Source organism: Streptomyces sp. NPDC029041 (genome assembly GCF_040637515.1).
Taxonomy (GTDB): Bacteria; Actinomycetota; Actinomycetes; order Streptomycetales; family Streptomycetaceae; genus Streptomyces.
Window position 1 is genome coordinate 41,471 of the sequence record NZ_JBEZWO010000026.1, and the last position, 24,982, is coordinate 66,452.

Sequence of the window (24,982 nt, forward strand, 5' to 3'; positions counted from 1 at the left end):
TTGCGGCACAGCCCTGGCCTGCGACCGGTACCGGTGTCAGCGCGGGATGCCCACGGTGTCGAGGCGCTGGTGCATGACCGCCGCCGGGAGGCGGGGGTTGCCGAGGGCCCGGGCAGCGAGCTCCGGGTCGTCGCAGCTCTTCACCACGAGGTCGACGGGCAGGGCGGGGTGCGCGGCGGCCATGCCACGCACGCGTGCGTCGGGATCCGCGAGCAGCCGGACCATCACGTCGGCCGGAGCGTTCGGGTCGAGTCCCGCCAGTCGCCTCTTCTCCGGGTCCGGGTCGTCGGCGAAGCGCCGCCCGGCGTCCCTGCGCGGGAAATTGGCGTGGCCGAGCAGATCGCTCCGGGTGATGACCTGGCAGTCCAGGTAGGTCTGCAGCACGACCTCGCCGTCCACGGTCGACTGGTTCTCGCACAGGAGGAGCCGCACGGCATGGTCGTCGTCGCGCGAGAGGAGTTCGACGGCGTCGGCCGGCAGGTGCGGGCTGAATGCGGCGCTGCGCCGCAGCAGGATGTTGGCCGACCGGGCGCACCGGCGCAGCACGTCGGGATCGGCGCAGAGGCGGACCCATTCGACGGGGTGCAGCCGGTCGGACGGGCTGATGGTGATGTCGACGGCGGCCCGTTCGGTCTCCGTCAGCTCGGGCCGGACCGACACGGCCAGCCGGACGCTGTGCGCGTCGTCTTCGGCGAGCCTGCGGACGACGCGCGCGGGCAGGTGGGGATTGGCCGCCAGTTCGCACCGTTCCTGCTCTGCGCAGTCGGCCGCGATCCGTTCGGCGGTCGCCGTGCTCATGGCCCCGTAACGGATCACCTCCTGCCGGGAGAAGGGGTCGAGGTCCGCGTCGAGCAGGAGGTCGGTGTAGCGCGCCTCGTCGCGGCAGGCCCTCCGCATGGCGGCCTGGCGCACGTCCTCCACGGGGTCGTGGAGGAGGCGGTCGCGGGTGTCCGGGGAGAGCATGGCCCACTCGCGGCACGCCGCCCTCCGGAGGTCCGCGTCCTGGTGGCCGGCGAGACGGGCCACCAGCTCCGGGGCCGTGTGCCGGGAGTCGGCCGCGCTGCGGCGGACCCGTGCGTCCTCGTCGGCGAGCAGACGCTTCTGAACGGAGATGGGAAGCGGCTCCACGGGAATGCGGAACCAGTCGGGTCCGTGGGCCAGAGTCGCGCGCACCCGCGCGTCGGGATCGTCGATGAGCCGGGCGCGTTGTTCCGGCGTCACCGAGGGGTTCTCGGCGAACGCCGAGCGCAGCCGTCGATCGGGATGCACGACGATCGCGTCGACCACCTCGTCCGGCAGCGTGCGCCAGGCCAGAGTGTTCCAGGCGGCGACGGCCTGCTCCGAGAGCAGCCTGGTCAGTACGTCGACCGGTGCCGCCGGGTTCCGTGCGATGGCATTGATCGTCTCGCGGTCAGGACACGTGTCGCACATGATTCCCCCTGTTCGCCGGCGGATGACGCGGGCCCGCAGATTGTGCTGTTGACGTGCCTGCGAGGTCAACGCCGGTGAACACACGCGTCCCCGGCACCCGTTCACCCCTGGTTCCGGCAGCCGGGCTGTCCGGGGGCCGCGCACCGGGGTACCCGGCACCGGTGCACGAGGTGTGTCAATCGGCCCCGGCCGCAGGGGGTTTCGGGGTGCAGGAGTGGAGGGCGGATGACAGTCGACCTGCTCGGCTTCCTCGGAGTGGTGCTGGTGGCGTACGTGGTGCCCGGTCCGGACTTCCTCGTGGTGGTGAGATCGGCTGCCGAGGACCCTTCGAAGGGCAGAGCGGCGGCACTGGGCGCCCAGACCGGGCTGTGTGTGCACATGCTGGCCGCCGCGGCCGGCCTCTCGGTGATCGCCGCCCGCTCGCCCGTGGTCTACGACGCGATCCGACTGCTGGGGGCTGCCTACCTCGTTTATCTCGGTGTGCGGGCCGTGCTCGCCGCCCGCCGGACCGCCCGGGAAAGGCACCACACGAACGAGGCGGCGGCTGATGCCCCGGAGGAGGGCGGGCCCGCCCAGGGACGTCTCAGGAGCGGTTTCATCCAAGGGCTGCTCACCAACGTGCTCAACCCGAAAGCCGCCCTGTTCTTCCTCAGCGTCCTTCCGCAGTTCGTGGACGGCGACGGATCGATGGCGCGGCAGATCTTCTTCCTGGGCATGTTGGACATCCTCATCGGCGTCGCCTACTGGTTCGCCCTCGTCGTGGTCGCCGCGCGCCTGCGAGCCCTGCTCGCCAGGCCGAAGACACGCCGGCGCTGGGAGCTGACCACCGGCTGGTTGTTCATCGCCATCGGCGTCTCGGTGGCGGCCGTCGCCTGAGGATTCAGCGGTGACGCGGCGGGGCAATGGGCTAGGGAATGTCATGAGCACGACTGCCCTTTCCCACAAGGAGGTCGATCATGCACGTCCGCATGCTGACCGGCGGTCTCGCCGCCGCTTGTCTGGTGTCCGTGTCCCTGACGGGCGGTCAGGCCGCGGCCGCCACGCCCGCGACGGCCGACGGGCCTGCGGCCGCCCGTGTCGTGACCTATGACGCGAGTGGCGCCGCGGAGTTCAAGAGTGCCGTCAACCGGGGCGCGGCGATCTGGAACGAGAGCGTCGACGCCGTCGAGCTGCGGCCCGTCGCTGCCGGGCAACGCGCCAACATACGGGTCCTCGCGGACAACGGCTGGCCGCGCGCGCTGCCCACCACCCTGGGCAACGGCACCGTGTACATCGGGCGCCAGGCCGTCGACCAGGGGTACGACACGATCCGCATCTCCGCGCACGAACTCGGGCACATCCTGGGCCTGCCGGATCGCAAGCCCGGACCGTGCTCCAGCCTGATGTCCGGTTCCAGCGCGGGCACGTCGTGCACGAACCCGTACCCGAACGCGGCGGAGAAGGCGGAGGTCGAGGGCAACTTCGGCGGCGCACCGGCCGGGCGGGCCCCGGTGGCGGGTACCAGGGTGATCGTGGACTGAGGCGGCGACGCCCGGGGCGAGAGGGCCCCGCGTCCCGCAGGACGGCTTGCCGTCGAACGGCGGCGGTGGCAGCGCCGACGGCTCCCCTGCCGCAGTGCGGTACCAGGGGAGCCGGACGGGTTCCGACGTACACACGCGGCCCGCTTCCCGGCAGCCACGCAGGCCGGCACCGGTGTGGTGGATCCGGCACGCGGCCGAGATCGTTCGATGAACTCGGGTGCGCCGGCAGTTCACGATCCGGAACGCGGGCGCACCCCGGGACGGCGGGGTCCGGGTCGACCGTGGCATCGTCCGCATCCGCCAATGAGTGGATCACCTTGCGACCATCCGGCCGGAGGCCGGCCGGCGGCCGAGTCGGGTCATCGGGCGGCGGATTCGCCGGGTTTCACTCGTCCGACATCGCGGCGCGGTCGGACTCGCCGCGCAGGACGCAGAATTCGTTGCCTTCAGGGTCGGCCAGTACCGCCCAGCCCGCGCCGTCCGGCTCCCGGCGATCGGTGACGAGAGTGGCTCCCAGCGTCAACAGTCGCTCGACCTCCTCCTCGCGTGAGGTCGTCGGACGCAGACAGAGATGGATGCGGTTCTTGACCGTTTTGGGCTCCGGCACCTGGTTGAAGTACAGCAGGGGCCCCTCCGGCAGCATCACCTGCGTCTCCCGATCGCCCGGTTTGCTCTGCTCGTGCACCGGACACCCGGTGACCGCACTCCAGAAACAAGCCAGTTCGTACGCATCCGAACAGTCGATCGCCACATTCTGCACCACCGAGACCATGCAGGTCAGCCTGCCCGAACGCAGCCCTGCCCGCTACCGGTTCGCGGCAACGTCCCCTCCACGTCCGGCGTGGAAGCGGCCGGTCCGCACCCTCGGGGGGCATGCTGATGTGATGACCGGCGCACGCGTATCGCGGCTGCCCGCGTGGACCACAGGTGAGGTGCATCAGCGGTGGACGACCGTCGAGCGGAGGGGCCGCCCGGTGCGGAGGCCGGTGTACTGGCCGACCGGCTGAAGGAGCGGATCTACGCGACCATCACGATGATCGCCGTGGTGGTCGGTCTGTCCCTCGGCGAGGTGGGCTCCCTCGGTGCCGCCGCCACTGTGCTGACGACCGCTCTGGGCCTGTGGCTCGCCGCGCTCGTCGCCGACCAGCAGGCACACCGCACCGTCCACCGCCGCCTCGCCACGGGCCATGAGCTGCGTCGCATGCTGTACGTCAGCAGCCCGCTGCTGTCGTGCGCCGCGGGACCGGCCGTACTGATCGCCCTGGCCGCGCTGGACGTCCTCAGCCTGCACGCCGCGCTGCTGACAGCGGCGGGGGTGGGTGTGGTGTCGCTCTTCCTGTGGGGCTGTCTGGGCGGGCTGCGCATGGGCGGCGGCGTGGTGACGGCGGTGGTGGCGGGGCTGCTGGACGCGGCGATCGGGGTGGCCGTCGCCCTGGTGAAGGCAGCCGCCGGGCACTGACCAGGGGACGCGGCAGCTGGGGCAGCGTGCTGCCGGTGGACGCCAGGGCCCGCGCGGAGATGGCGACGAGCAGCCGGGACGCCGCCATGACGGCGAGCGTGACCTCCTCGGCCTCCTGGTCGGGATCTCCCTGGGAGCGCGTCATGGTCTCCGTTCCCCCTCTCCGGTCGGCGATCTTGACGTCGCCCTCGAGGGCGAACTCTTGCAGAACGCAATGATGCGGGGTGGCACGCCAACGGAACAGTTGTCCCGCGCGGGCCGCTGGGCGATCACCGCAGGCGGCCGCGGCCCTCACCACCGGAGCCGCCGTCCTGGCCGCCCGCGGCGCCGCGCGACGCCTGCGCCGGGCCCAGCCGGGCACCCGGGACACCTGACACACACCCCATCCGAAAGGTCAGCACCATGTCGACGAAGGTCTCCGACCACCTCCTGCAGCGCCTGCGCGAGTGGGAGGTCGAGCACGTCTTCGCCTACCCCGGAGACGGCATCAACGGACTGCTCGCCGCCTGGGGACGGGCCGACAACAAGCCCGAGTTCATCCAGGCCCGGCACGAGGAGATGGCCGCCTTCGAGGCCGTCGGCTACGCGAAGTTCTCCGGCCGGGTGGGGGTGTGCGCCGCCACCTCCGGGCCCGGCGCCATCCACCTCCTCAACGGCCTGTACGACGCCAAGCTCGACCACGTGCCCGTCGTCGCGATCGTGGGGCAGACCAACCGCAGCGCGATGGGTGGCTCCTACCAGCAGGAGGTCGACCTGCTCAGCCTCTACAAGGACGTCGCCTCCGACTTCTGCGAGATGGTCACCGTCCCCGAGCAGCTGCCCAACGTGCTCGACCGGGCCATGCGCACCGCCATGGCGCGCCGCTCGGTGACGGCCGTCATCATCCCGGCCGACGTGCAGGAACTCGATTACTCCGCTCCGGGGCACGCCTTCAAGATGGTGCCCTCCAGCCTGGGCATGTCCCACTACGCCCCGGTGCCCGCGGAGTCCGACATCGAGCGTGCCGCCGAGGTGCTGAACGCCGGCGAGAAGGTCGCCCTGCTCATCGGGCAGGGAGCCCGCGGAGCCCGCCAGGAGGTGATGGAGGTCGCCGACCGGCTCGGTGCCGGAGTGGCCAAGGCGCTCCTCGGCAAGGACGCGCTCGACGACGACCTGCCCTATGTCACCGGCGCGATCGGCCTCCTGGGCACCCGTCCGTCGTACGAGCTGATGCAGGACTGCGACACCCTGCTGGTCATCGGATCCAGCTTCCCCTACACACAGTTCATGCCCGAGTTCGGCCAGGCGCGGGCTGTCCAGATCGACATCGACCCGCACATGGTCGGTCTGCGCTATCCGTTCGAGGTCAACCTCGTCGGTGACGCCCGCGCGACCCTGCAGCGGCTGCTGCCGCACCTGACACCGGCCGCGCACGACGGCTGGCGCAAGAAGATCGAGAAGAACACCGCCCGCTGGTGGGAGGTCATGGAACGGCGCGCCGCGGTGGACGCCGACCCGATCAACCCCGAGTACGTGGCCCACACCCTGAACGGCCTGCTGCCCGACAACGTCATCCTCGCCGCCGACTCCGGCTCGGCCGCCAACTGGTACGCACGCCACCTGAAGCTGCGCGGCACCATGCGCGGCTCGCTGTCCGGCACGCTCGCCACCATGGGCCCGGGCGTCCCCTACGTGATCGGAGCGAAGTTCGCGCACGGGGACCGCCCCGCCGTCGCGCTCGTGGGTGACGGGGCGATGCAGATGAACGGGCTCGCCGAGCTGATCACGATCGCCAAGTACTGGCAGCAGTGGGAGGACCCGCGCCTGGTCGTGGCCGTGTTCAACAACCAGGACCTCAACCAGGTCACCTGGGAGATGCGTGCCATGTCCGGCGCCCCCCAGTTCCTTCCCTCGCAGTCCCTGCCCGACGTCGCCTACGCGGACTTCGCCCGCTCGGTCGGACTGAACGGGATGCGGGTGGAGAAGCCGCAGGACGTGCAGAGCGCGTGGGAGGCGGCGCTCGCGTCCGACCGGCCCTTCGTCCTCGACTTCCGCACCGACCCTGCCGTGCCGCCCATCCCGCCGCACGCGTCCCTCGACCAGATCGAGGCCGCGGCGGCGTCCGTGCTCAAGGGCGACAGCGACCGCAGCGCGATGGTCCGCCAGGGCTTCAAGGCCAAGGTCCAGGAGATGCTGCCCGGCAACCGGCACCGCGAGGACCGGCCCGGTGCGGGACCCTGAGCCGGGGCCGCACCCCCCGCCGCGACGGCATCAGCCCCGTCAGCGGCGCGGAGCCCGCCTGGGCCCGGCCCTGAACACGGGGCGTGCACAGCGGTACCGGGTGCGCTGACGGGGCCTACGCGCTCACTACATCAGCCGCGCTGGTCGACGAGCCGGCCGAACGAGGTCATGCACGAAGGGCAGTGCCGATCCGTCTCCACCGGCTTCGTCACGCCCGGTTCCAGCGTCAGGCCGCAGAGGGCAACGGTGCCGTTTTTCGCCTTCACGTGCCAGACGAAGGTCGTACCGGGTTCATCGAGGCCGGGGCACATCTCGTACATGCTTCCCCCTGGGGACGGACGACTGCTCAGTCCAGGACACCGCAGGGGCAGCGTCGGCACATCACGGAGGGGCCCGTTCGGGTGAACGCCCCGGCAGCTTCACCGGTCCGGTCGCGGCGCCCTGTGCTCTAGCGCACCACGCGGTGACGGAGGTAGACGGCTTTCGAACCGAAGGCGCGGGTCTCGACGAGTTCGAGGTCGACCCGGCGCTCGTGCCGAGGAAAGAAAGGGATGCCTCCGCCCAGCAGGACGGGGTAGACCATCGCCCGGTACTCGTCGATCAGATCCGACGCGGCCGCCTCGGCGGCGAGCGTCGCACCGCCGATCGCGATCTCGCCCTCCGCCGGCTCGGCCCGCAACCGTTCGATCTCCTCCGCCAGGCCACCCGAGCACAGGCGGGCGTTGCCCTGCACCGCCGACAGCGTGCGGGAGAACACCACTTTCGGGAGCGGATTCCAGAGCGCGGCCCACTCGAGCTCGGAGTCGTCGAGCGAGCGATCCTGATCCGCGGTCTCCCAGTACAGCATCGTCTCGTACAGCCGGCGCCCCAGCAGGTGGACCCCGACCCCTCGGATCTCGTCGATCCAGAAGCGGAAGACCTCCTCGTCGGGCGCGGTCCACCCGAACCCGCCGTCCGGCCCGGCGATGTAACCGTCGAGGGAGACGTTCATCGAATAGGTCACGCTGCGCATCGGCGGTCCTCCTCGGTCACGGGGTTCGACCGTACGACGCCGGAGCCGCAGGCCCTGCCGCGGCTCGCGGACTCCGGCCCCCGTCAGGGAAGTTCGCGACCGGCGGGGACGGACGGTGTGTCCGGCTCCCGAGGCAGGTGACCTTTCTCGGCGTCAACGACCGGACGAGGGGGGCGTCAAACCCGAATGCCCGCCCGGAGCATGGCCGGTCAGGACGAGTTCCTTCGCCCTGCGGTACTCGTCGTCCGTGATGGCCCCGCTGTCGCGGATCTCCGACAGCCTGGCGAGTTCGTCGACGCTGCTGGACCGGCCCTCACTGCCCGCGGCCTGCCTGATGCGGGCGTCGAAGGCCTCCTGCTGAGCACGGGCCTGGGCCATCTCACGACGGCCCATGTTCTTGCCGCGGGCGATCACGTAGACGAAGACGCCCAGGAACGGCAGCAGGATGGTGAGCACCAGCCAGCCGGCCTTCGCCCAGCCGCTCAGGTCGTCGTCACGGAAGATGTCGACCACCACACGGAAGAGCAGGATGAACCACATGATCCACAGGAAGAACAGGAGCATGCTCCAGAAGACACTCAACAGGGGGTAGTCGTAGGCCAGATAGGTCTGCGCGCTCATTTCTCTCCTCCGTCTCGACGCCCGCCGGGCCACCGGCGGGTGCTGTCTCCAGCTTCGGTCCGGACAAGACGATCGACCTCACCCGGCGAGGGTGAACGTGCGGCGGTCCGGTACCACGGGGTGGAGGCGACGTACTCGCCGAGCGCCAGGCCCGAGACGGCCACGAGGAAGACGGCGATGAGCCAGGAGAGAAAGGTGAACACCGGACCGAGAGGGCCGAACTCGTGCAGGCTGCGCTCCATGACCGTGGGCATCAGCACGCGCGCGGCCAGACTCAGCAGCACCGTTCCGGTGGCGGCCAGCAGCGCCCCCGGCAGCAGGCTCCGCCAGCCGATCCGGCCGCCCAGCAGCAGATGCTGCGACCACCACCACAGCAGCGTCCCTGAGATCAGGGACAGCACCAGCCCGGTCACCGTGCCCGCGCCGAACCCCTTGCGCAGCGGTGCCTGAAGCAGGAGGTAGGCCAGCCACACCACCAGCCAGAGCAGCCAGCGCCAGAAGGCGGTCCGTATCGGTGCCCGCGGCAGGCGCCAGCAGCGCTCGAACACCGCCTGCAGGGCCCGGCTGAAGGCAGTGGCCGACACGAGGGTCACCACCGCGCTCACGGCCCCGGCCGTGTTCCGTGTCGTGCCGGTCGCGGAGAAGACCCGGCGCAGCTCGTCCAGAGTGTCGCCGTGCAGGCCCAGAACCGCCCGGAGCGAGTCGGCCAGCAGGTCCTGCATCCAGCCCGGTGCGAACGCCGCGACGGTCATCAGCAGCGGGAGCGCGGTGAGGAACGCCTGGGCGGCCAGCCGCACCGAGCCCTCCACGATGTTGAGCGCGGACAGGCGGGACAGCAGCCGGGCTGCGGTTCCGGACCGCAGCCTCGCGGCGACCCGCGCAGTCGTGCGCTCGCGTGTCCTGCCTCCGAGGCCGGGTTTCACGGTCATGACTCACGGAACCGCCCGCCGCCCGGCCTGGTCCGCTGTCCGGCCGGCCGGTCCGGCGGCGGACGCGAGGATCGCCAGGATGATCAGCACGGCCAGAGCGACGCCGACGACGAGCGCCACGGCTCCGGCGGTGGGGTGGTTCCAGAGCACCAGGGCCAGCGCCGCGGCCGCCATCACCCCACCGGTGATCCACTGCCGGTGGTCGGCCAGCCGGCGTCCCAGGGCGCCGGTGCGCATGCCCGCGTTCCCGAGCGCCCTGCCGGTGGCCGTCGTGCCCCGGACCGCCGCCGTCCTGACGCCACGGGCCAGCCGTCCCGGACCGTACAGGTACGCCACCAGTGTGATGATCACCGAGACGACCAGCAAGGTGAGAGTGCTGTCGCGCAGGAAGCGGACGAACGTGTCGTAGATGGTCGCGGCCGCGTCGGCGGGCAGCGCCTGCGGCGGGACCGAGTCCAGATAGACGCGCCGGACCAGGGCCAGCGCGACGAGCAGTCCGACCATCATCACGCCCACGCCGGTGGCGGTGATCATGAGCATGACCCGGTGTGCGGGAGCGGTCCATACGGCGAGCGCGGCCAGCACGACGGTGAGGACCGGAAGCCACGTGCCCACGATGTCCAGCAGCCGCATCGCGTCCTGCGCCTTGCCCAGCTGTTCGGTCTCGAACAGGGTGACCGTCCGGTCGGTGTCCGGGATGGCGGCGGCCTTCTCGAAGCCCGCGTCGACGAGCCGCTGCTGTACCTGGTCGACGACTTCTCCCACATCCAGCTGCACGGTGCCGTTCACGGCCCCCACGGCACCCTCGCGGTCGCCGGTGAGCATGTTCACCACTGCGGCGTGCGAGCGGCGGTTGGCGCCCTCCCACACCTGCTGGAAGGCATCACCGGTGATCACGCGGGTGACGGCGCGGTCCACCGCGGTCCTGACCGCGTCGCGCAGCGGACCCTCGAGGGACTCGGCCCCGGCGATGACGCGGGGCGGTGCTCCCGCGTCCTGAAGGGTCCGGGCGAGCGCGTCCGTCACCGCCTGGACGTCGACGTTCTCCACCACGCGTTCCGTGATCCGGTTGATCACGACGTCCTGCACGGGTGGCGCCGATGCCAGCGGCGCGACGGTCGCCACATACCTGCCGGTGTCCGTGACCGTGTCGTGGACCCAGGCCGCGACGACGGCCAGGGGCGCGAGCAGCAGAGCCAGCAGGAGCAGAACCGAGGCCCCGGCCCGCCGCGCCCGCCGGTGGCGGACCGCGGCGTGGCGGCGCAGCCGCTCGTACTCCGCGCGTTCCTCCGCGGTCATGACGTGCCTCGCGTTCGCGGCTTCGCCGGAGTGCGGGGAGTCCGGGGTTGCGGCCGGGTCCATGGGTGCGCCTTTCCGCGTGGTTCCGTGAGCGCGCCGCCCCCGGCGCTGCGGTCGTCGCAGCTCGGGATGACGGACGGGGCGTCGCACGAGCCGCGGCGCTTCCGTCGCGCCGGGGCAGGGTGTCAAGCAGCCTCGGAGGGGGCGTGCGGCCCCGCCGTGTGCGTCTTTCGGAGCGCGGCCCGCCACGCCAGGGCGACCGCCGTCTCGGCCAGGCCGAGCAGGACGAGCCACAGGCCGAGCAGCCGGGTCAGGGCACGGGCCGACTCCGCGGGCAGGGCGAGCACCACGATCCCCGCGACGATGCCCAGCACCGCCGCCCCCAGGACGACACCGCGGTGCGGCAGGTCCTCGGCGACGATGGCCGTGTAGAGGCTGAGAATCCCGGACACCAGCCAGACGACGCCGGTGACCAGCGAGAGCACGGTGATCGTCTGCAGCGGGTTGCGCAGGCACAGCACTCCCGCCAGCACGTACACCACGGCCAGCAGCAGTCCCGGAAGCCGTTCGCCGTGCTCTGTGCGGCCGAAGACGGCCACGAACCGGAACGCCCCGTTCACGAGCAGGTACAGCCCCACGAGGACGGCCAGGACGTGCAGGGTCGCCTCCGGCCAGACGAGGATCAGGACACCCGGCACCAGGGTCGCGACGGCCGAGCCCATGAGCCAGGTCCATGAACGGCCCAGTCGTTCCAGCCCGTAGGCCGTGCCGTACGCCGGAGCGAGGACTGCCGCGTCGGACCGGTGTTCCTGCCCGGGGAGCGGTGTCGGACCACGCGACATGGTCATGGCTCCTCCTCGCGTGATCGATCGGTCGTTTCGGGGCCGCCTGCGGGGCGGCGTTCCGACGGGTGTGACAGGGCCTGTGCGTGGCTCTGCCGGCTCCAGACTCTCGCGTGCCGCCGGGTGCCGGGGTCACCCGCCAAGGGTGATCTGCCGGCGAGCGCGGCGACGGCGCAGGTTGCTCGAAGCAGCCGTCGGCCAGAGAGCTGATGCTCAGCCAGCAGATCTTCGAGGCAGGGGAGTTGACGTCGAACGGCAAGGCGAGAGGGCGCACGGGGCGATCGCGTCACTCGGGCACCGGCCGCATCTCCACGACGCGCAGTCCCAGTGACTGGCAGCGAGCCAGCAGCCCGTACAGGTGCGCTTCGTCCACGACGTGGCCGAACAGGACGGTCTGGCCGGCCATCACCACATGGCCCAGCTCCGGGAAGGCCTTCGCCAGCGTTTCCGACAGGTGTCCCTCGACGCGGATCTCATAGCGCACGAGCTTGTCCTCCCACAGATGCCCGGGACAGGCGGACGGCGCCCTTTGTGCCATCGTCCGCCTCCGGCCCGGCCCGGACCTCACCCGAAGGAGGTGACCCACCGGGTGACGGACGCCGGGCTCAATGCTTCAGCACGATCTTGAAGGCGACGATGAGCAGGCCGAGCAGCAGGTTGACCGACGCGGTGACGGCCATGAGCCGGGGCGAGGCGCCGGCACGGCGGGCCGCCGCCACCGACCAGCCGATCTGGCCGGCCACGGCGACGCCCAGAGCGAGCCAGAGGGCTCCTCGGACGTCCAGCCCCAGGAGCGGGCTGGCCGCCACCGCGGCGGCCGGCGGGACCGCGGCCTTGACGATGGGCCACTCGTCTCGGCACACGTGCAGCACGAGGCGGCGGTCCGGCACCTGTTGTGCCAGGCGCGCCCCGAACAGCTGGCCGTGCACGTGCGCGATCCAGAACGCCACCCCGGTGAGAAGCAGCAGCACCACCAGCTCGGCCCGGGGGAACGAACCGAGAGTTCCGGCGCCGGCCACCACGGAGGCCGCGAGCATCGAACCGTAGACGCCACCCGTGTAGTCGGCGCTGGCCCGGCGCTCCGCGCGGCGTTTGCTGCGGGCGGTCGGAGCGGTTGTGGTCCGGGACATGAGCAGCTCCCTGCGGACTCAGTGGGGAGAGCCGGAGGCTCCGGCCATCGTTTCGGCACCCCGCTCGCGGGGCCGGCCCTTCCGGGCGGTGGGCAGCTGCGGTGTGACCAGGAAACTCGCCAGAGCGATGCCCCCAGTGGCCAGGATCGCCGCCTTCAGACCCTGCAACTGCGCGGACGCGTAGGAATCCGCGACGGCGTCGACCTCGGACGGCGGCAGCCCGGCACGCTCGGCCGCCGAACGCACCTGATCGGTGGGCACGAAGGTGATCCCGGCCTCCAGGGCGACGCCGACCTGCTCACGGGTCTCCCTCGACAGCTGCGCGTCGTCTTCCACCCGCGTGGTGAAGGCATGGGCCAGCGCGCCGATGAGGAGGGACCCGATGAGTGCGGTGCCCAGCGCGGAGCCCAGGTTCTGGGCCGTGAACTGCAGCCCTCCCGCCTCACTGCGTTCCTCCTCCCCGACCCCGGACTGCACGACGTTGCCCAGCTGCGAGGCGAGCAGGCCGACCCCCACGCCCAGCAGGGCCATGGCACCGGCGAACTGTGCGTCGTCGATGGCCGGGTCGATCGTGGCCAGCAGCCACACGATGGCCGCCACCAGAGTGGTCAGGGCCAGCCGGACCACCCGGCGCGGCCCCATCACGCGCCCCAGCGAGGACGCGCACAGCGAGGTCACGAGCATGGTCGCGGAGACCGGGAGCAGACGCAGGCCCGTCTCGAAGGCGTCGAACCCCTGCACCACCTGCAGGTACAGCGGGATGGCGAAGAACAGGCCCAGCAGGATGAGATTCTGGCTCAGCAGCGTCAGCAGGCCCGACCGCAGTACGGGCCGGCCCAGCAGGGACAGGTGCACGAGCGGATCGGCGCCGGTGTGTTCCCGCCGCCGCTCCCACCACCGGAAGACGGCCAGGACGGCGGCCCCGGCGCCGACGACGAACAGGGTCGGGGCGAAGCCGAGGACGGTGAAGGGAGGGTTGCGCGGCTGCACCCATCCCCAGGTGCTGCTCTGCAGCACGCCGAGGACGCCCAGCCCGAGTCCGGCGGCGGAAAGGAGCGCACCGACACCGTCCAGCCGGGGGCGCGGCCCGCTCGGGGCGGGCGTCGCGATCACCCGGTGGCACAGCAGCACCGCCACGACGACCACGACCTCGCCGGCGAAGACCAGCCGCCACGTCAGATACGTCGTCACCCAGCCGCCGAGCAGCGGGCCGACGGCGATTCCCGCGCCGGCGAGCCCGCCGATGACCGCGTAGGCGATGGCCCGGTCGCGTCCGCGGTAGGACTCCGCGACGAGCGCCGCCATGGCCGGCAGCACCATGGCGGCACCGAGCCCTTCGATGACGGACCAGCCCAGCATGAGGACCCACAGCGTGGGTGACACAGCCGTGAGGGCGGATCCGACGCCGTAGACCATCATCCCGAGCAGGAACATGCGGCGGCGCCCCACGATGTCCCCGAGCCTGCCACCAATGATCATGAAGGCGGCCATGACCAGCGCGTACAGGGTGATGACGGCCTGGATGGCCGTGACCTCCGTGTCGAAGTCCTCGACCAGCTGACTGATGGACACGTTCATCACCGAGGTGTCCAGGACCATCAGGAACTGGGCCGCGCCCAGGACGATCAGAGCCCGCCAGCGCTTCACGTGTCCACCTCGCCGAGTCGGCCCGGTACACCCGGGCGGTGCCCGGGCATGCGCCGGCGTACCGTGCGCCGGCTGTTCTCATGGCACCCGAGGTGCGCGCCGTGCGCCTCACCCACGAGGGGGGAGTTGTGGGGCCCCCGCCGGGCCCGCGGGAGGGGCGCGGCCGACCCCGCAGGAGGCCGCGGCGCTGGGTCAGAGCATCCGGAGGTCGCGTGCGCGGCGGACCGCTTCGCCCCGCCGGTTCACCGCCAACTTCCGGTAGACGCTTTTCAGGTGGGTCTTCACCGTGTTCACCGACAGGCAGAGATCGGCGGCGATCTCCTCCGTCGACATCATCCGGGCCACACGCTCCAGTACGTCGTGCTCGCGCGCGCTCAGCTCGACGGCGACGAGGGGAGCGGCAGGCGACTGCGGCCGGATGCGATCGCCCTGACCCGCCGGTGCGGGTGTGAGCCAGCCTGCCGCCAGATCGTGCAGCGGCCCGGTGGCCAGGAGGGGCCGGATCCAGGCTCCGGCATCCAGGAACGGACGCCGCAATCGCTCACGCCGGGCGTCGAGCAGCGCCTGTGCCACGAGTTTGTGTGCGGTGGCTCCGTCTCCCGCCGCGTGCGCGGCCCGGGCCCTCACCAGGGCTGCCCGCACCGTCACCGCCGGACCGGTGCGTCCCTCGGCGTGGACGCTGTCGAGCAGGTCGAAGGCTGCCGCGGGACGTCGCGCGGCGAGCTGGATCGCCGCGGCCTCCACCGCGCACACGGGCTGGTCACCGGAGACGGCCCGGAGTACCGCCGCGGCTTCGTCCGGCCGGCCCTCGGCCAGATGGGCGGCCGAGGTGACGAGCGCTTCGTGGCTCGTCGCCCAGGGAGAAGCCACGGCGGCCGGGACGGCCGCATCCGCCGCCTCGACAGCGGCTCGCACCTTGCCCTTGGCCAGGAGCAGGCGGGCCGCGGCGAGGGCGTGCCCCGCCGCCAGCACCGGATCACGCGTCTCGGAGGGCAGCCCGGCCGTCTCGTCGATGAGGGTCTGTGCCCGGCCCAGCTCGTCGCGGTCGACCGCGACGGCGGCCAGGACCAGCCGTCCGATTCCGGCGCCCGAGGGCCGGGGCGCACCGGGGCGGTCCGCCCCGGAGACCGCGGCCAGTGCCCTGCGCTCCGCCCGGCCGAGCCAGCCGTTCATGTAGTCGAGCAGGGCCAGGTGCCCCATCGCCTCCTCCCGGGGCAGCTCGGTGGCGGCTCCGCCGGGAGCTGCTACCACGCCGGTCAGGACTGAACGCGCGTCCTCGAAGCGCCCGGCCCACAGCAGCGTCGCGCCCACGTGGGTCATCAGGAGGGCGGTGAGTTCGGGATGCCGGTCCAGAAGACCCACCGGAACCTCCTGCCTCAGGTGCGCGGCCGATTCCGCGGCCCTCTCCACCTCCGGGGGGCAACCGGTCAGCCGGGCGGCCAGGGCATCCAGCAGAGCGCAGCTCAACCGGGCGGCCGCCGCGTCGTGGTCGTCGTCGGCAAGCTGCTCCTCGGCGCGGCGCAGGCTGGCCAGGCCGTGATCGAGGTCGTGCCGGGACAGGTCCTGGGCGGCGCGTACGAGAAAGGTGGCGGGGCTCCTCGCTTCGGGCCCCATACCGGAGAACAACCGAGCCAGGTCGTTTGCGTTCGGCCCGGTGAAGAGCAGGCCGATCGCGAGATCGTCCACCAGGGCTCCGGCGGTGAGGTCCCAGTCACCCGCGGCGGCGCTGTGGGCGAGTGTCTCCGGCAGGAAGCCGTGGAGGTGCAGCCACTGTGCGGCCCGTCGGTGCAGTTCCGGTTCCAGCCCGGGCAGGCGAACGCGCAGATGCGCGCGCAGTATCTCCCCGAACAGCGGGTGGAGCTGGTACCACGAGTGCCCGAGACGCTCGACGAACGCGTTCTCACGGTGCAGCCCGGCCAGGATGGGCTCGGCATCGACACGGCCGGTCAGCGCGTTGGCCAGATCGGGACAGAAACGCTCGAGGACGCTCACGCGCAGCAGGAGGTCCTGTGTCTCCTGTGTCTGTCGCTTGAGGACCTCGGCCAGCAGGAAGTCCGCGACCGTGCTGCGGTCCGCCTCGAACTCCTTCAGATAGAGCTCGGGGTCGGAACTCTCCCGGGCGGCCAGGGCGGACAGGCTCAGACCGGCGGCCCAGCCCCGGGTGCGCTCGACCAGGGTCCGCGCCGCCTGGACCGGGAGGCTCAAACCGTGCAACTCCAGCAGTGCGGCGGCCTCTTCCGGAGTGAAGGCCAGTTCGGCGGAGCGGATCTCCGTCAGCTCACCGGCAGCCCGGTACCGGTGCAACGGGAGCAGTGGCTCGTTGCGCGTGATGACAACGAGGCGAAGACCGCGGCCGGCGTGGTGCAGGACGAACTCCAACTGCTCGGCAACCTCCGCATCGGTCACACCGTCGTACTCGTCGAGCACGAGAACCACCGGCCGCTCTCGGTCGCTCAGCTCACCGGCCAGCGCCGACAGCAGTCTGTGGTCCACACCGGAGGCGTCCGCAGGCGTTCCGACCGCTTCGGACACCGGGGCACCACCGGCGCGCAGCGCCTGCAGCACGTAGGCCCAGAAGACCCCGGGCCGCCGGTCACCCACGTCGAAGGTCAGCCAGGCGACCGGGGAAGCGAGTCCGGAGGCCCAGTCCGCGGCCAGCAGGGTCTTGCCGGCTCCGGCCGGACCGTTGAGCAGCGTCAACGGCGTGCTCAGAGCCTGGCCGAGGTGATCGACGAGCCGCTGACGGCGCATGAACGTCCGGGGCCTCGCGGGGAGCGCGAACCGCGTACGCAGAAAGGGGTCCCCCACGGGGTCGGTGCGCGACAGCGCCGGAACGAGGGGAACCGCCGGTCCTGGACCGCTCTCATGGATCGCCACGGCGCTCATCACCCCTGTCCGTCAGGGCCACGTCACGGGCAGCGCTTCACGTTCAGCATCCCAGCCTTCCCGCACGGCCGCACGGCAGACCGCCCCGACAGCCCGCTGACCTGCGCTTTCGGCGGCAGGTCAGCGGCATCGGGAGCGGTTCTCGGAGGTAGTCGGCCCAACGTCGTCAGCGCGGCGGGCGCGGAGCGGCCGTGGGACGGTACGTGTCCTCGCGTTCGCGCCACGAGCCCTCCTCGGACGGGTCGAGGAGGTTGTCGCGCGGCACGACGCAGAGGGCCCAGATGATGAAGCCGGAGAGGGCGATCATCACGACCGACCACACCGGGTACTGCGGCAGGGAGAGGAAGTTGGCGATGATGACGAGTCCGGCGATGGCCACGCCCAGGACGCGGGCCCACATCGCCGTCCTGAGCAGCCCCAGGCTGACGATCACGGCGAGGACGCCCAGAGCGAGGTGGACCCAGCCCCATCCGGTCAGGTCGAACTCGAACACGTAGTTGCGGGTCGTCACGAAGATGTCGTCCTCGGCGATGGCCATGATGCCCCGGAAGATGTCGAGCAGGCCGACCAGGAAGAGCATCACAGCCGCGAAGGCGGTCAGGCCGGTGGCCCATTCGTCCCTCGCCCTGTGTGACGGTTGAGTGTGTGTCGCGGTCATCTTGCGCCTCGCTTGCGATGCTCAGGGACCGGAAGGAGCGGGAGGGCGCTCGCAGCTCCAGCTCTCGCTCCGAACCGTTCGATGTCCCCATCAGCGTGCCCAGGGCACCACCCCGGCCGCCTCACCCGACGCGGGTGAGTGTGCGGCGGTCACCGTCCCACCGCCCCTCGCCGGCCACAGCTCGTCAGGTGGTGCCACCGGGCGCCGCCCACCATGCGGAGGTCGCGTCGCGCAGGGTGTTGGTGCCGCAGTGCACCTCACCCATGCCGAGGTGGTAGGTGTACCAGTCGTCGACGTACGACACCTTCAGGCCGACCCGACGGTAGGCGGCGGTGACGGCCTGCGTGAAGATGTCCTTGCCGTCGATGACGGGCCCCCACTGGCGTGGGGCCAGGTATCGGTCGCGTGTCAGGAGCAGGCCGTTGACCGCACCGGGCACGTACGCGCTGGTCGTCACGGTCGCCTCGGCCCCGGCACGCGAGGCGGTGGGCTTCCGGGCGAGCCACTGCTGCTGGCCGTGGTCCCCGAGGCTGTTCACGAGGCCGGAGCCGGCGCCCATGCGTGTCAGGCGCGGCACGGGTATCTCCTGGCCAGCGGCGGTCAGGGCCTCCCCATGACGGGTGTACAGCGCGGGCACCCGCACGATCTCCTCGTCCGTCACCCCCGTCTCGCGCTTGAGGATCTCCAGGTCGGCCGCGATGCGCCGCGCCGCCATCTCGTTGTCCGCCACCAGGTGACGGGAGGCGAGCGCCTGGTCGATCGTCTCCTTGGGCGCGGGACTGTCGCTGCGCCCCCGAACGGAGAACATCTTCGTCCGGCCGTGGCCGTCGCGCTTGGCGTCCCGCAACAGTCTCAGTCCCGCCTGCGGGTCCGCGACACCGATGCGCCAGCCGCGGGCCGTGTCGGCGGGCAGGAACTGGACGAACTCGTCGACGTGCCCCACGGCGAGCCAGGAGGTGTCCAGCAGCAATGGGTCTTGCAACCCCTGTGACCTGAGCAGCGTCCGCATCACCTTCGACGGGCGGGCTCCGCTGTCCTTGCGTTCGCCCATGATGATCCGCCCCGCCGGAAAGGAACGCCCGCCGTGCGCGTAGGGCGGGATCGTCTCCAGGTTCCCCATAGAGTTGAGCGACCAGTCGTCCGGCTCCGCCCGGTCGGTCACCTGCACGACACCGATGTCCCGGCCGCGCATCCTCTCGAAGAGCTCCCGGCCCGCGTCCCGGTCCCGCTGGGCGGAACGCAGCATCACCCGCATCACCTGCCGCTGGCCACCCGGCCCGGTCATGCTGACGTAGGCGGGTTCGACGAAGTCCTGTGCCCAGCGGTCGGCGTACTTCGTGAAGGTGACCAGCGGCGTGGTGATGCCCGCCTTCACGACCTCCTTGCGCAGGGCGGTGACGAACGTCCGCTGCAGGCGGCTGTCCGGGCCCTCGCCCTGCACCTTGGAGACCATCACCTGCCGCGTGTCCTGCAGGTGATGCTGCGTCAGCAGTGGTGCAACGCGCAGGGTCACGGCGTCGGAGGTGGACTTCCGCCCCGAGGTCACCGTCAGCCGGACCACCGCGCGTCCGTCCCACTTCGCGCTGTTCCGGACGACATCGGTGGCCTCGACACCGAACTCCGCACCGGAGCGCAGCTCGGCGGCCGTCAGCCGGGTCCCGGAAGTCACGAGGATCCACTTCCCGGCACGCTTGAAGAAGAGGTGGGCGTGCTCGGCACCGGTGGTGAGTTTCAGGCTGCCGGTCGCGCCGGCGGGCAGGGCCGGCAGCGGCACGGAACGGATCCGGGCGAGGTCGGCGGCGTCCTCGGTGCCGTTGACCTTCTTGTCGGTGCCGTCGTTGCACGCGGCCAGTTTGGCGTCGGACAGTGGCCGGCCACCGGGACCGGACACCGGGCACCGTTCGGCGTCGTCATCGATGTTGGGCAGGTACACGGCCCCGCGTTCGACCGACCAGCCGTCCTCGCCTGCGGTGTCGCTGCCGGCGGTGACATCGACCCGTCCGTCGCGGTTCACGTCCGCCCGCAGGTCGGCACGCCCACCGGTCTCGACGGCGGAGGCGGAGCCGGCCGGCCCCGCCAGCACCGATCCCGCGGCGGCCATGGCCAGGACCACCGACCCGGCCGGGTACAGACGCGAACGCATAGGTCTCCGTGAACGCACAGCAGGTTCCTCTCGGTCAGGGGATTCACCCTGCAAGAGGAAAAGCGGTCGCTGTGCGTTCCCGGTGCGGCGGGGGTGACGGCGCGGGAAGCCGCCGACGGGCCTGTCGGCGCCCGGGGTTCAGGCGATGGAGGCCGAAATGATCGCGGACACGGCGAGGTTGCAGGAAGCCGTCACCCAGACCGCGGGGTGCGGCTCCGCCTCGACCAGCGTCGCACCCAGGCGTCCCGGCGTGACCAGGTCCACCACCAGGAACGCCACCGCCATCATGACCAGCCCGAGTATCCCGAACGCCGCGGTGGAGACCAGGCCCTTGCCGAAGTCCTCGTACGTCGTCCAGATGGACGTGAACACGATGCCGCCGATACCGAGCAGCGCGGAACTGAGGACGGTGGCGGCGTTGCGGTTGCGCTCTTCCCAGATCTGCCGGCCGAGCTTTCCGGGCGTCAGCACGTCGACCAGGACGATGCCGAGGAGCAACAGAACCAGTCCCAGACCGCCGTAGGCAGTGGCCCGTCCGAGTCCGTTGACGATGTCGCTCATGGGGGTGCCAACTCCGAAGCGTAGAGATCATGAGTGATCGCGGTCAAAGAGAGGCAAAATGTAGCGCACGGCCGCCGCGCGGTGAACGGCGGCCATCTCTCCCGGAGATCACCGGCGCGAGAGCCTCGTGCGGTTCCGGCCCTGGCAGCCGGACGCCATCGCCCCCGCCTACCCCGCCGGCCGGCCCGGGCAGGACGTCAGGCACCGTAGGGTCCACAGTGCCCAGGTGGTTCGTCATCGCCACCGCGGACGAAGTGCCCTCCACCCGAGCGGAAAGGAACCGACAGGACATGCGCGTCAACGCGGCCCACGGCTCGGGGGAGGCTGTCCGATGAGCGGAACCGCTGAAGAGGAACCCGTCCTCTTCCACACCAACGGGCGCGCAGCCCACATCACCCTCAACCGGCCCCGGGCCCTCAACGCGCTCACGCACACCATGGTCCGCCGCATCGACGAGGCCCTCCTCGCATGGGAGCGCGACCCCGCCGTGGAGACCGTCGTCATCACGGGCGCGGGGGAGCGCGGCCTGTGCGCCGGCGGTGACATCCGTGCCATCCACGACGACGCCCGCGACGGCGACGGCACCGCCTCGGCCGCGTTCTGGCGTGACGAGTACCGCCTCAACGCCCGCATCGCCCGCTACCCCAAGCCGTACGTGGCCGTGATGGACGGCATCGTGATGGGCGGCGGTGTCGGTGTCTCGGCGCACGGCAGCGTCCGCGTGGTCACCGAGCGGTCCCGCATCGCCATGCCGGAGACGGGCATCGGTTTCGTGCCGGACGTGGGGGGCACGCACCTGCTCGCCGCCGCCCCGGGGGAGCTGGGCACTCACCTGGCTCTGACGGGAGCGCAGGTCGGCGCGGCCGACGCCTTGCTGTGCGGACTCGCCGACCACTTCGTGCCGGCGGCCTCGCTGCGGGACTTCCTCGACGCCTTGGCCGAACGTCCCGCGGACGAGGCCCTGGCCGGCTGCGCGTACCCACCCCCGCAGGGCGTCCTGGCCGCCCAGCGTGACTGGATCGACGCCGGCTACCGCGCCGACACCGTCGAGGAGATCGTGCGTCGCCTGCCGGCGCACGGTGATCCTGCCGCCAAGGAGGCCGCGGAGACCCTGCTCGCCAAGTCGCCGACCGCCCTCAAGGTCACCCTCGCCTCCCTGCGCCGCGCCCGGAGGCTGGGCGCGCTGGAGCCTGTGCTGAACCAGGAGTACCGCGTGTCCTGCGCCGCCCTGGACACACCCGATCTGGTCGAGGGAATCCGCGCCCAGGTCGTCGACAAGGACCGCAGGCCGCGCTGGTCGCCGAAGACCCTGGCCGAGGTCGCCGACACCGACGTCGAGCGTTTCTTCACCCCGCTCGGGGAGCGTGAGCTGGGTCTGTCGCCGGAACTCCCTCACTGAGGGAACGGGCGTGCCGAACTCCGGTGACAGCCGTGGGACGGGGCGCCGGGGACAGGAGCGACATACCTGTCCCCGGTGCGACCTCCGGGCGCCCCGTCGGCTCCACGGGATGTCAGAGCATGAGCAGCAGCCGCGTGTTGGCCACGAGCTTCCGGTTGACGCTGGTGCTCTGCACGAAGATGGTGAAGTGGTCGTTGTGGTCGGGCTTGACGCGCACTTCCGTGTCGGGCAGCCCGAGCAGAGCGCGGGCCTGGGGGCCCGTGTACACGCGGTCCGTCTTCTTCTCCAGCACCGCTATCTGCTTGCGCGCCTGGATCTTCTCCGACTTGCTCAGCTCGTAGTACGCGCCACCGGTGGTGTAGGTGTGCCCGCACTCGGTGACCCACTCCCGGATCGCCGCGTCGCGGGCGACCGGGATCAGCTGGTACTTCGTCGGGTCGGCCGGGGTGAGTCCGGCTGCCTTGATGGTGTCTTCGTTGACGGCGTCCGCCCCCGTGGAGAACACCGCACGCGACCCCCGGATGCCCTGGGTGCGGCCCATCATGAAGTTCTCGGTGGCCTGCCGGATGACCTGCCCGGCCTCCTCCAGGCCCTGCGTGCTGGTGGCGTCCCATATGGCGATGTTGTCCTTGGGGAAGCCGCACTGCATGGCCTCGCGCTTGCCCATCTGGTCGGGCACCAGCACGGCCAGCGTCCAGTTGTCCTGCTGGGTCCGGATCATCTCCGCGACGGCCTGGACCAGTTGACGTGGATCCCGGGCGGGAGCGTCCGGGCAGCGGTGGCTCGCGTTCTCCTGTCCGTCGGTCAGGACGAACGTCAGGAAACTGTGGTCGCCGTACAGTTGGGCGGTCTGAGCCAGCTCGCTCTGCGACTTCAGCGCGGCTGCCAGGAGGGCCGTCATCCCACCGGTCCGGTACAGCTGCTTCAGCGACGGCATGCGCAGCACGTCCTTGTCGTAGATGACGCACTCCACCTTGTCGGCGAAGACGTACACCGTGACGCGGGTTTCCTGGTCCAGTTCCCGCGAGCGGCGGGCGAGATAGGCGATCTGCTGGTCGGCGACTTCTACGACCTTGCGGCTCAGATGCGACATCGACGAGCTGGCATCCAGCACTAGAGCAACGTGGTTGATGTAGTTCTGGCTTTCGGACATCACAGCTCCCCCTCGTTCCGGCTTGGTGGTTCCACCTTCTCACCCACCACTGACAATCGATCTTGGAGGAACGTGTGGCCGGGGCGGGCGGTCAGCCGGTGCGGTCGGACCAGCCCGGCGGGAGGTCGCCCGGTGCCGTGGAGATGACGGTGTCGTCGTCCGGGCCGACGAACTCGAAGAGGGTGATCTCGGCGAACTCCGGGACGACGTGGATCGGATACGTGGGGCCTTCGTCGCGGAACGCGCGCATCTCGTCGAGGTGGTCGTTCTGGTAGAGGACCGTGCGCTCGCCGTGCTCCTCGACCCAGCGCGGGAAGAAGATCACGCCGTGCAGGCGGCGCTTGGCGGGCATGACGTTCACGCACACCGACGTGCCGGTGGGCTCGTTCCAGGACACCTTGTAGTGGTCGTCGTCCAGCAGGACCAGGTCGACCTGCTGGTCCTTGACCCATCGGCCGCCCACCATGCCGGAGTGGATCCGGTAGTCGATGGTGGTCGCGTTCTTCACGTACATCTCGTACTGCCAGCCGTTGGCATAGGTGTAGATGAAGCGGTGGCCGACGATGCCGGAGAGCTGCTGCGGGGGGACGGGGTTGCGGACGGTGGTCTCGTGCGCTTCGCGGCTGTCCATGAGGGGACCTCCTCGTCGTTCGGTACCGGGCGGCACTCTATTTTGTCACAAAACTATTTTGCGACAAAACAATATCGAGGGCATCATGAACGCATGGACACCGCGACTGATCTCGGCCGCCTCATCGGGCCCCTCAGGCGAGCCGTGCTGCTGCGTACCCGCCGCGCGGAGGACCTGCCGGATCTTCCCGAAGCGCAGATCGAACTCCTGAGAGTCCTGTCCGAGGCCGGACCCCTCGGGCCGGGTGACGTCGCGTCCCGTCTGCGCGTGGCCTCCTCGACGGTCAGCAACCTGGTCCGTGCCATGACCGCGTCGGGTCTCGTCGAGCGCAGGCCGTCATCGACCGACCTGCGCACGGTGACCCTCGTGGCCTCCCCGCACGCCCTCGACCTGCTCGACCGGTACGACGCAGTGAGCACGCAGGAACTGAGGCGTGCCCTGGCCGCTCTCACGCCGGACGGCCGACGGGCCATCGAGGAGGCGCTGCCGGCGCTCAGGGAGTTGCAGCACGTCCTGGACGGGCCGACGACATGAGGAATGAGGTCCGCATCTCGGGGTAAGCGATTGCCGCTGGACGGGAAGGGCTGCGACACCTGGGGAGGTCGGAGCGGCCCTTCCCCGCACTGTGTCCACCGGCGGCCTGCGGCGACAACCCTCAGGCCGCTCCGGCTTCCCGGCGGCCGACCCCGGTCACCCCTGGAGAAGCCTGCGCTTCTGCTCCTCGAACTCGGCCTCGGTGAGCACGCCTTGCGTCCTGAGCTCACCGAGCTGCCGCAGCTGTTCGATCTTGTCCGCCATATCCGAGGCAGGGGGTTCGGCGACGGCCTGCGGCTGCGGCGAGTACACCCCGTACCCCTCCTGCGCCGCCCATCGTCCCTGCTGCCGCCGTGTCACGCGGTTCGACACGGCGGTCGCCGTCCCGGCGACGACGGCGGTGCGCGCGACCCCGCGAATCAGACCTGGCATGGCTGTTTCCCTTCTGGTCGTCGGCGTGGTCGACGCCGTTCAGCGGGCCGCTTCGACCGCGTCGAGGGCGTCGGCGACGGCGTTGACCGGGATGCGTCCCGAGGCGACCAGCCTGGCCCCGCCACGGCGCAGGGCGGCGGCGAACGGCGCGGCCCCCACGTTCTCGTAGAGCAGGATGCCCGCGGAGCAGCCGGGCTCCAGCGCGGTGGCGGCCTCCTCGACGTCGTCCTGGCCCAGCAGCCCCGACGAGGCGCCCTCGAAGACGGCCAGGTCGAGCCTGCCGTCACCGGTGAGGTCGGCGATCTCCATGCCGGTCACGGTTCCGTCTTCGTCCTTCGGGACAAACGGCGTGCCCATCGTCGTGGACGAGTCCCGTGGGCGACGTGTCGACGCCGGACGAGTCGGTGACTGAACCGTCCCGCCGCAGTGCGGTCCTGCCCGCTCTCCCGCAGGGCCGCGCCGCGAAGCACGCGGG

Annotated in this window: 24 protein-coding genes and 1 pseudogene; 6 read left to right on the forward strand and 19 right to left on the reverse strand. The window is 71.1% G+C overall.

The genetic code is table 11. The features are described from left to right. Positions 1-36: 36 nt before the first annotated feature. A complete protein-coding gene (locus AB0F04_RS37325) occupies positions 37-1,431 on the reverse strand; it encodes a hypothetical protein (protein WP_362050736.1) in 1,395 nt (464 codons plus the stop codon). Positions 1,432-1,656: 225 nt separating this feature from the next. On the opposite strand from AB0F04_RS37325, the gene AB0F04_RS37330 reads away from it, so the two are divergent. After that, positions 1,657-2,307, forward strand: a complete 651-nt coding sequence (locus AB0F04_RS37330) for a LysE family translocator (protein WP_362050739.1) — start codon at positions 1,657-1,659, stop codon at positions 2,305-2,307. Positions 2,308-2,387: 80 nt separating this feature from the next. Further along, entirely contained in the window at positions 2,388-2,951 is a 564-nt protein-coding gene (locus AB0F04_RS37335; protein WP_362050742.1) for a snapalysin family zinc-dependent metalloprotease, read from the forward strand. 385 nt (positions 2,952-3,336) lie between these two features. Here the strand turns inward: AB0F04_RS37335 and AB0F04_RS37340 are convergent, their stop codons facing one another. Beyond that, positions 3,337-3,723: a VOC family protein gene (locus tag AB0F04_RS37340; protein ID WP_362050745.1), complete on the reverse strand. Its 387-nt coding sequence runs from the start codon at positions 3,721-3,723 to the stop codon at positions 3,337-3,339. A 171-nt stretch (positions 3,724-3,894) separates the two neighbouring features. Here AB0F04_RS37340 and AB0F04_RS37345 point away from each other — a divergent pair, with 171 nt between their 5' ends. Both AB0F04_RS37345 and AB0F04_RS37350 read left to right on the forward strand, forming a co-directional pair. Continuing rightward, positions 3,895-4,410 carry a hypothetical protein gene (locus AB0F04_RS37345; RefSeq protein ID WP_362050748.1) on the forward strand — a complete coding sequence of 172 codons (516 nt, stop codon included), beginning with the start codon at positions 3,895-3,897 and terminating at the stop codon, positions 4,408-4,410. A 402-nt stretch (positions 4,411-4,812) separates the two neighbouring features. Beyond that, entirely contained in the window at positions 4,813-6,630 is a 1,818-nt protein-coding gene (locus AB0F04_RS37350; protein WP_362050751.1) for a thiamine pyrophosphate-requiring protein, read from the forward strand. 131 nt (positions 6,631-6,761) lie between these two features. Here AB0F04_RS37350 and AB0F04_RS37355 read toward each other — a convergent pair whose 3' ends face one another. From AB0F04_RS37355 to AB0F04_RS37415, 13 genes are all read right to left on the reverse strand, one after another. Then, the gene (locus AB0F04_RS37355) at positions 6,762-6,950 is read right to left on the reverse strand and encodes a hypothetical protein (protein ID WP_362050754.1); all 189 of its coding nucleotides are present in this window, start codon (positions 6,948-6,950) and stop codon (positions 6,762-6,764) included. Positions 6,951-7,078: 128 nt separating this feature from the next. After that, positions 7,079-7,642: a dihydrofolate reductase family protein gene (locus tag AB0F04_RS37360; protein ID WP_362050757.1), complete on the reverse strand. Its 564-nt coding sequence runs from the start codon at positions 7,640-7,642 to the stop codon at positions 7,079-7,081. 153 nt (positions 7,643-7,795) lie between these two features. Beyond that, complete coding sequence (locus tag AB0F04_RS37365; protein ID WP_362050760.1) at positions 7,796-8,263, reverse strand: SHOCT domain-containing protein; 468 nt, start codon at positions 8,261-8,263, stop codon at positions 7,796-7,798. Next, positions 8,260-9,192: a ribonuclease BN gene (locus AB0F04_RS37370; protein WP_362050763.1), complete on the reverse strand. Its 933-nt coding sequence runs from the start codon at positions 9,190-9,192 to the stop codon at positions 8,260-8,262. Before AB0F04_RS37370 ends, AB0F04_RS37365 begins: the two co-directional genes overlap by 4 nt. Before the next feature lie 3 nt (positions 9,193-9,195). After that, positions 9,196-10,554, reverse strand: a complete 1,359-nt coding sequence (locus tag AB0F04_RS37375) for a hypothetical protein (protein WP_362050766.1) — start codon at positions 10,552-10,554, stop codon at positions 9,196-9,198. Positions 10,555-10,676: 122 nt separating this feature from the next. After that, positions 10,677-11,213, reverse strand: coding sequence for a DUF308 domain-containing protein (locus tag AB0F04_RS37380; RefSeq protein ID WP_362050826.1), 537 nt, complete (start codon positions 11,211-11,213; stop codon positions 10,677-10,679). A 406-nt stretch (positions 11,214-11,619) separates the two neighbouring features. Continuing rightward, positions 11,620-11,817 carry a hypothetical protein gene (locus AB0F04_RS37385; RefSeq protein WP_053669428.1) on the reverse strand — a complete coding sequence of 66 codons (198 nt, stop codon included), beginning with the start codon at positions 11,815-11,817 and terminating at the stop codon, positions 11,620-11,622. 121 nt (positions 11,818-11,938) lie between these two features. Then, positions 11,939-12,463 carry a hypothetical protein gene (locus tag AB0F04_RS37390; protein WP_362050769.1) on the reverse strand — a complete coding sequence of 175 codons (525 nt, stop codon included), beginning with the start codon at positions 12,461-12,463 and terminating at the stop codon, positions 11,939-11,941. An 18-nt stretch (positions 12,464-12,481) separates the two neighbouring features. Continuing rightward, positions 12,482-14,110 (reverse strand): MFS transporter, encoded by a 1,629-nt coding sequence (locus tag AB0F04_RS37395; RefSeq protein WP_362050772.1) that lies wholly within the window; start codon positions 14,108-14,110, stop codon positions 12,482-12,484. Between the two features lie 192 nt (positions 14,111-14,302). Then, positions 14,303-16,996 (reverse strand): LuxR C-terminal-related transcriptional regulator, encoded by a 2,694-nt coding sequence (locus AB0F04_RS37400; protein WP_362050775.1) that lies wholly within the window; start codon positions 16,994-16,996, stop codon positions 14,303-14,305. A gap of 166 nt (positions 16,997-17,162) precedes the next feature. After that, positions 17,163-17,654 (reverse strand): hypothetical protein, encoded by a 492-nt coding sequence (locus AB0F04_RS37405; RefSeq protein ID WP_053669425.1) that lies wholly within the window; start codon positions 17,652-17,654, stop codon positions 17,163-17,165. Positions 17,655-17,838: 184 nt separating this feature from the next. Continuing rightward, positions 17,839-19,797, reverse strand: coding sequence for a protein-arginine deiminase domain-containing protein (locus AB0F04_RS37410; RefSeq protein WP_362050778.1), 1,959 nt, complete (start codon positions 19,795-19,797; stop codon positions 17,839-17,841). A gap of 138 nt (positions 19,798-19,935) precedes the next feature. Further along, the gene (locus AB0F04_RS37415) at positions 19,936-20,358 is read right to left on the reverse strand and encodes a DUF350 domain-containing protein (RefSeq protein ID WP_362050781.1); all 423 of its coding nucleotides are present in this window, start codon (positions 20,356-20,358) and stop codon (positions 19,936-19,938) included. A gap of 331 nt (positions 20,359-20,689) precedes the next feature. Here AB0F04_RS37415 and AB0F04_RS37420 point away from each other — a divergent pair, with 331 nt between their 5' ends. Beyond that, the gene (locus tag AB0F04_RS37420) at positions 20,690-21,757 is read left to right on the forward strand and encodes an enoyl-CoA hydratase/isomerase family protein (protein ID WP_362050784.1); all 1,068 of its coding nucleotides are present in this window, start codon (positions 20,690-20,692) and stop codon (positions 21,755-21,757) included. 112 nt (positions 21,758-21,869) lie between these two features. Here AB0F04_RS37420 and AB0F04_RS37425 read toward each other — a convergent pair whose 3' ends face one another. Further along, positions 21,870-22,910, reverse strand: coding sequence for a vWA domain-containing protein (locus AB0F04_RS37425; protein WP_362050787.1), 1,041 nt, complete (start codon positions 22,908-22,910; stop codon positions 21,870-21,872). Positions 22,911-23,001: 91 nt separating this feature from the next. Beyond that, positions 23,002-23,541, reverse strand: coding sequence for a phenolic acid decarboxylase (locus AB0F04_RS37430; RefSeq protein WP_362050790.1), 540 nt, complete (start codon positions 23,539-23,541; stop codon positions 23,002-23,004). A 93-nt stretch (positions 23,542-23,634) separates the two neighbouring features. On the opposite strand from AB0F04_RS37430, the gene AB0F04_RS37435 reads away from it, so the two are divergent. Next, complete coding sequence (locus AB0F04_RS37435) at positions 23,635-24,075, forward strand: MarR family transcriptional regulator (RefSeq protein ID WP_362050793.1); 441 nt, start codon at positions 23,635-23,637, stop codon at positions 24,073-24,075. A 156-nt stretch (positions 24,076-24,231) separates the two neighbouring features. Here the strand turns inward: AB0F04_RS37435 and AB0F04_RS37440 are convergent, their stop codons facing one another. Beyond that, complete coding sequence (locus tag AB0F04_RS37440; RefSeq protein ID WP_362050796.1) at positions 24,232-24,507, reverse strand: SHOCT domain-containing protein; 276 nt, start codon at positions 24,505-24,507, stop codon at positions 24,232-24,234. A gap of 39 nt (positions 24,508-24,546) precedes the next feature. Next, positions 24,547-24,852: pseudogene (locus tag AB0F04_RS37445) on the reverse strand (DUF6325 family protein); the annotation flags it as partial. Positions 24,853-24,982 lie beyond the last annotated feature (130 nt).

Bases quoted from the DNA above. Each gene is read 5' to 3' on its own strand.
- AB0F04_RS37325 (WP_362050736.1), bottom strand. From the start codon at position 1,431: ATGTGCGACACGTGTCCTGACCGCGAGACGATCAATGCCATCGCACGG.
- AB0F04_RS37330 (WP_362050739.1), top strand. From the start codon at position 1,657: ATGACAGTCGACCTGCTCGGCTTCCTCGGAGTGGTGCTGGTGGCGTAC.
- AB0F04_RS37335 (WP_362050742.1), top strand. From the start codon at position 2,388: ATGCACGTCCGCATGCTGACCGGCGGTCTCGCCGCCGCTTGTCTGGTG.
- AB0F04_RS37340 (WP_362050745.1), bottom strand. From the start codon at position 3,723: ATGGTCTCGGTGGTGCAGAATGTGGCGATCGACTGTTCGGATGCGTAC.
- AB0F04_RS37350 (WP_362050751.1), top strand. From the start codon at position 4,813: ATGTCGACGAAGGTCTCCGACCACCTCCTGCAGCGCCTGCGCGAGTGG.
- AB0F04_RS37355 (WP_362050754.1), bottom strand. From the start codon at position 6,950: ATGTACGAGATGTGCCCCGGCCTCGATGAACCCGGTACGACCTTCGTC.
- AB0F04_RS37360 (WP_362050757.1), bottom strand. From the start codon at position 7,642: ATGCGCAGCGTGACCTATTCGATGAACGTCTCCCTCGACGGTTACATC.
- AB0F04_RS37365 (WP_362050760.1), bottom strand. From the start codon at position 8,263: ATGAGCGCGCAGACCTATCTGGCCTACGACTACCCCCTGTTGAGTGTC.
- AB0F04_RS37370 (WP_362050763.1), bottom strand. From the start codon at position 9,192: ATGACCGTGAAACCCGGCCTCGGAGGCAGGACACGCGAGCGCACGACT.
- AB0F04_RS37375 (WP_362050766.1), bottom strand. From the start codon at position 10,554: ATGGACCCGGCCGCAACCCCGGACTCCCCGCACTCCGGCGAAGCCGCG.
- AB0F04_RS37380 (WP_362050826.1), bottom strand. From the start codon at position 11,213: ATGGGCTCGGCCGTCGCGACCCTGGTGCCGGGTGTCCTGATCCTCGTC.
- AB0F04_RS37390 (WP_362050769.1), bottom strand. From the start codon at position 12,463: ATGTCCCGGACCACAACCGCTCCGACCGCCCGCAGCAAACGCCGCGCG.
- AB0F04_RS37400 (WP_362050775.1), bottom strand. From the start codon at position 16,996: ATGAGCGCCGTGGCGATCCATGAGAGCGGTCCAGGACCGGCGGTTCCC.
- AB0F04_RS37405 (WP_053669425.1), bottom strand. From the start codon at position 17,654: ATGACCGCGACACACACTCAACCGTCACACAGGGCGAGGGACGAATGG.
- AB0F04_RS37410 (WP_362050778.1), bottom strand. From the start codon at position 19,797: ATGCGTTCGCGTCTGTACCCGGCCGGGTCGGTGGTCCTGGCCATGGCC.
- AB0F04_RS37415 (WP_362050781.1), bottom strand. From the start codon at position 20,358: ATGAGCGACATCGTCAACGGACTCGGACGGGCCACTGCCTACGGCGGT.
- AB0F04_RS37420 (WP_362050784.1), top strand. From the start codon at position 20,690: ATGAGCGGAACCGCTGAAGAGGAACCCGTCCTCTTCCACACCAACGGG.
- AB0F04_RS37425 (WP_362050787.1), bottom strand. From the start codon at position 22,910: ATGTCCGAAAGCCAGAACTACATCAACCACGTTGCTCTAGTGCTGGAT.
- AB0F04_RS37430 (WP_362050790.1), bottom strand. From the start codon at position 23,541: ATGGACAGCCGCGAAGCGCACGAGACCACCGTCCGCAACCCCGTCCCC.
- AB0F04_RS37435 (WP_362050793.1), top strand. From the start codon at position 23,635: ATGGACACCGCGACTGATCTCGGCCGCCTCATCGGGCCCCTCAGGCGA.
- AB0F04_RS37440 (WP_362050796.1), bottom strand. From the start codon at position 24,507: ATGCCAGGTCTGATTCGCGGGGTCGCGCGCACCGCCGTCGTCGCCGGG.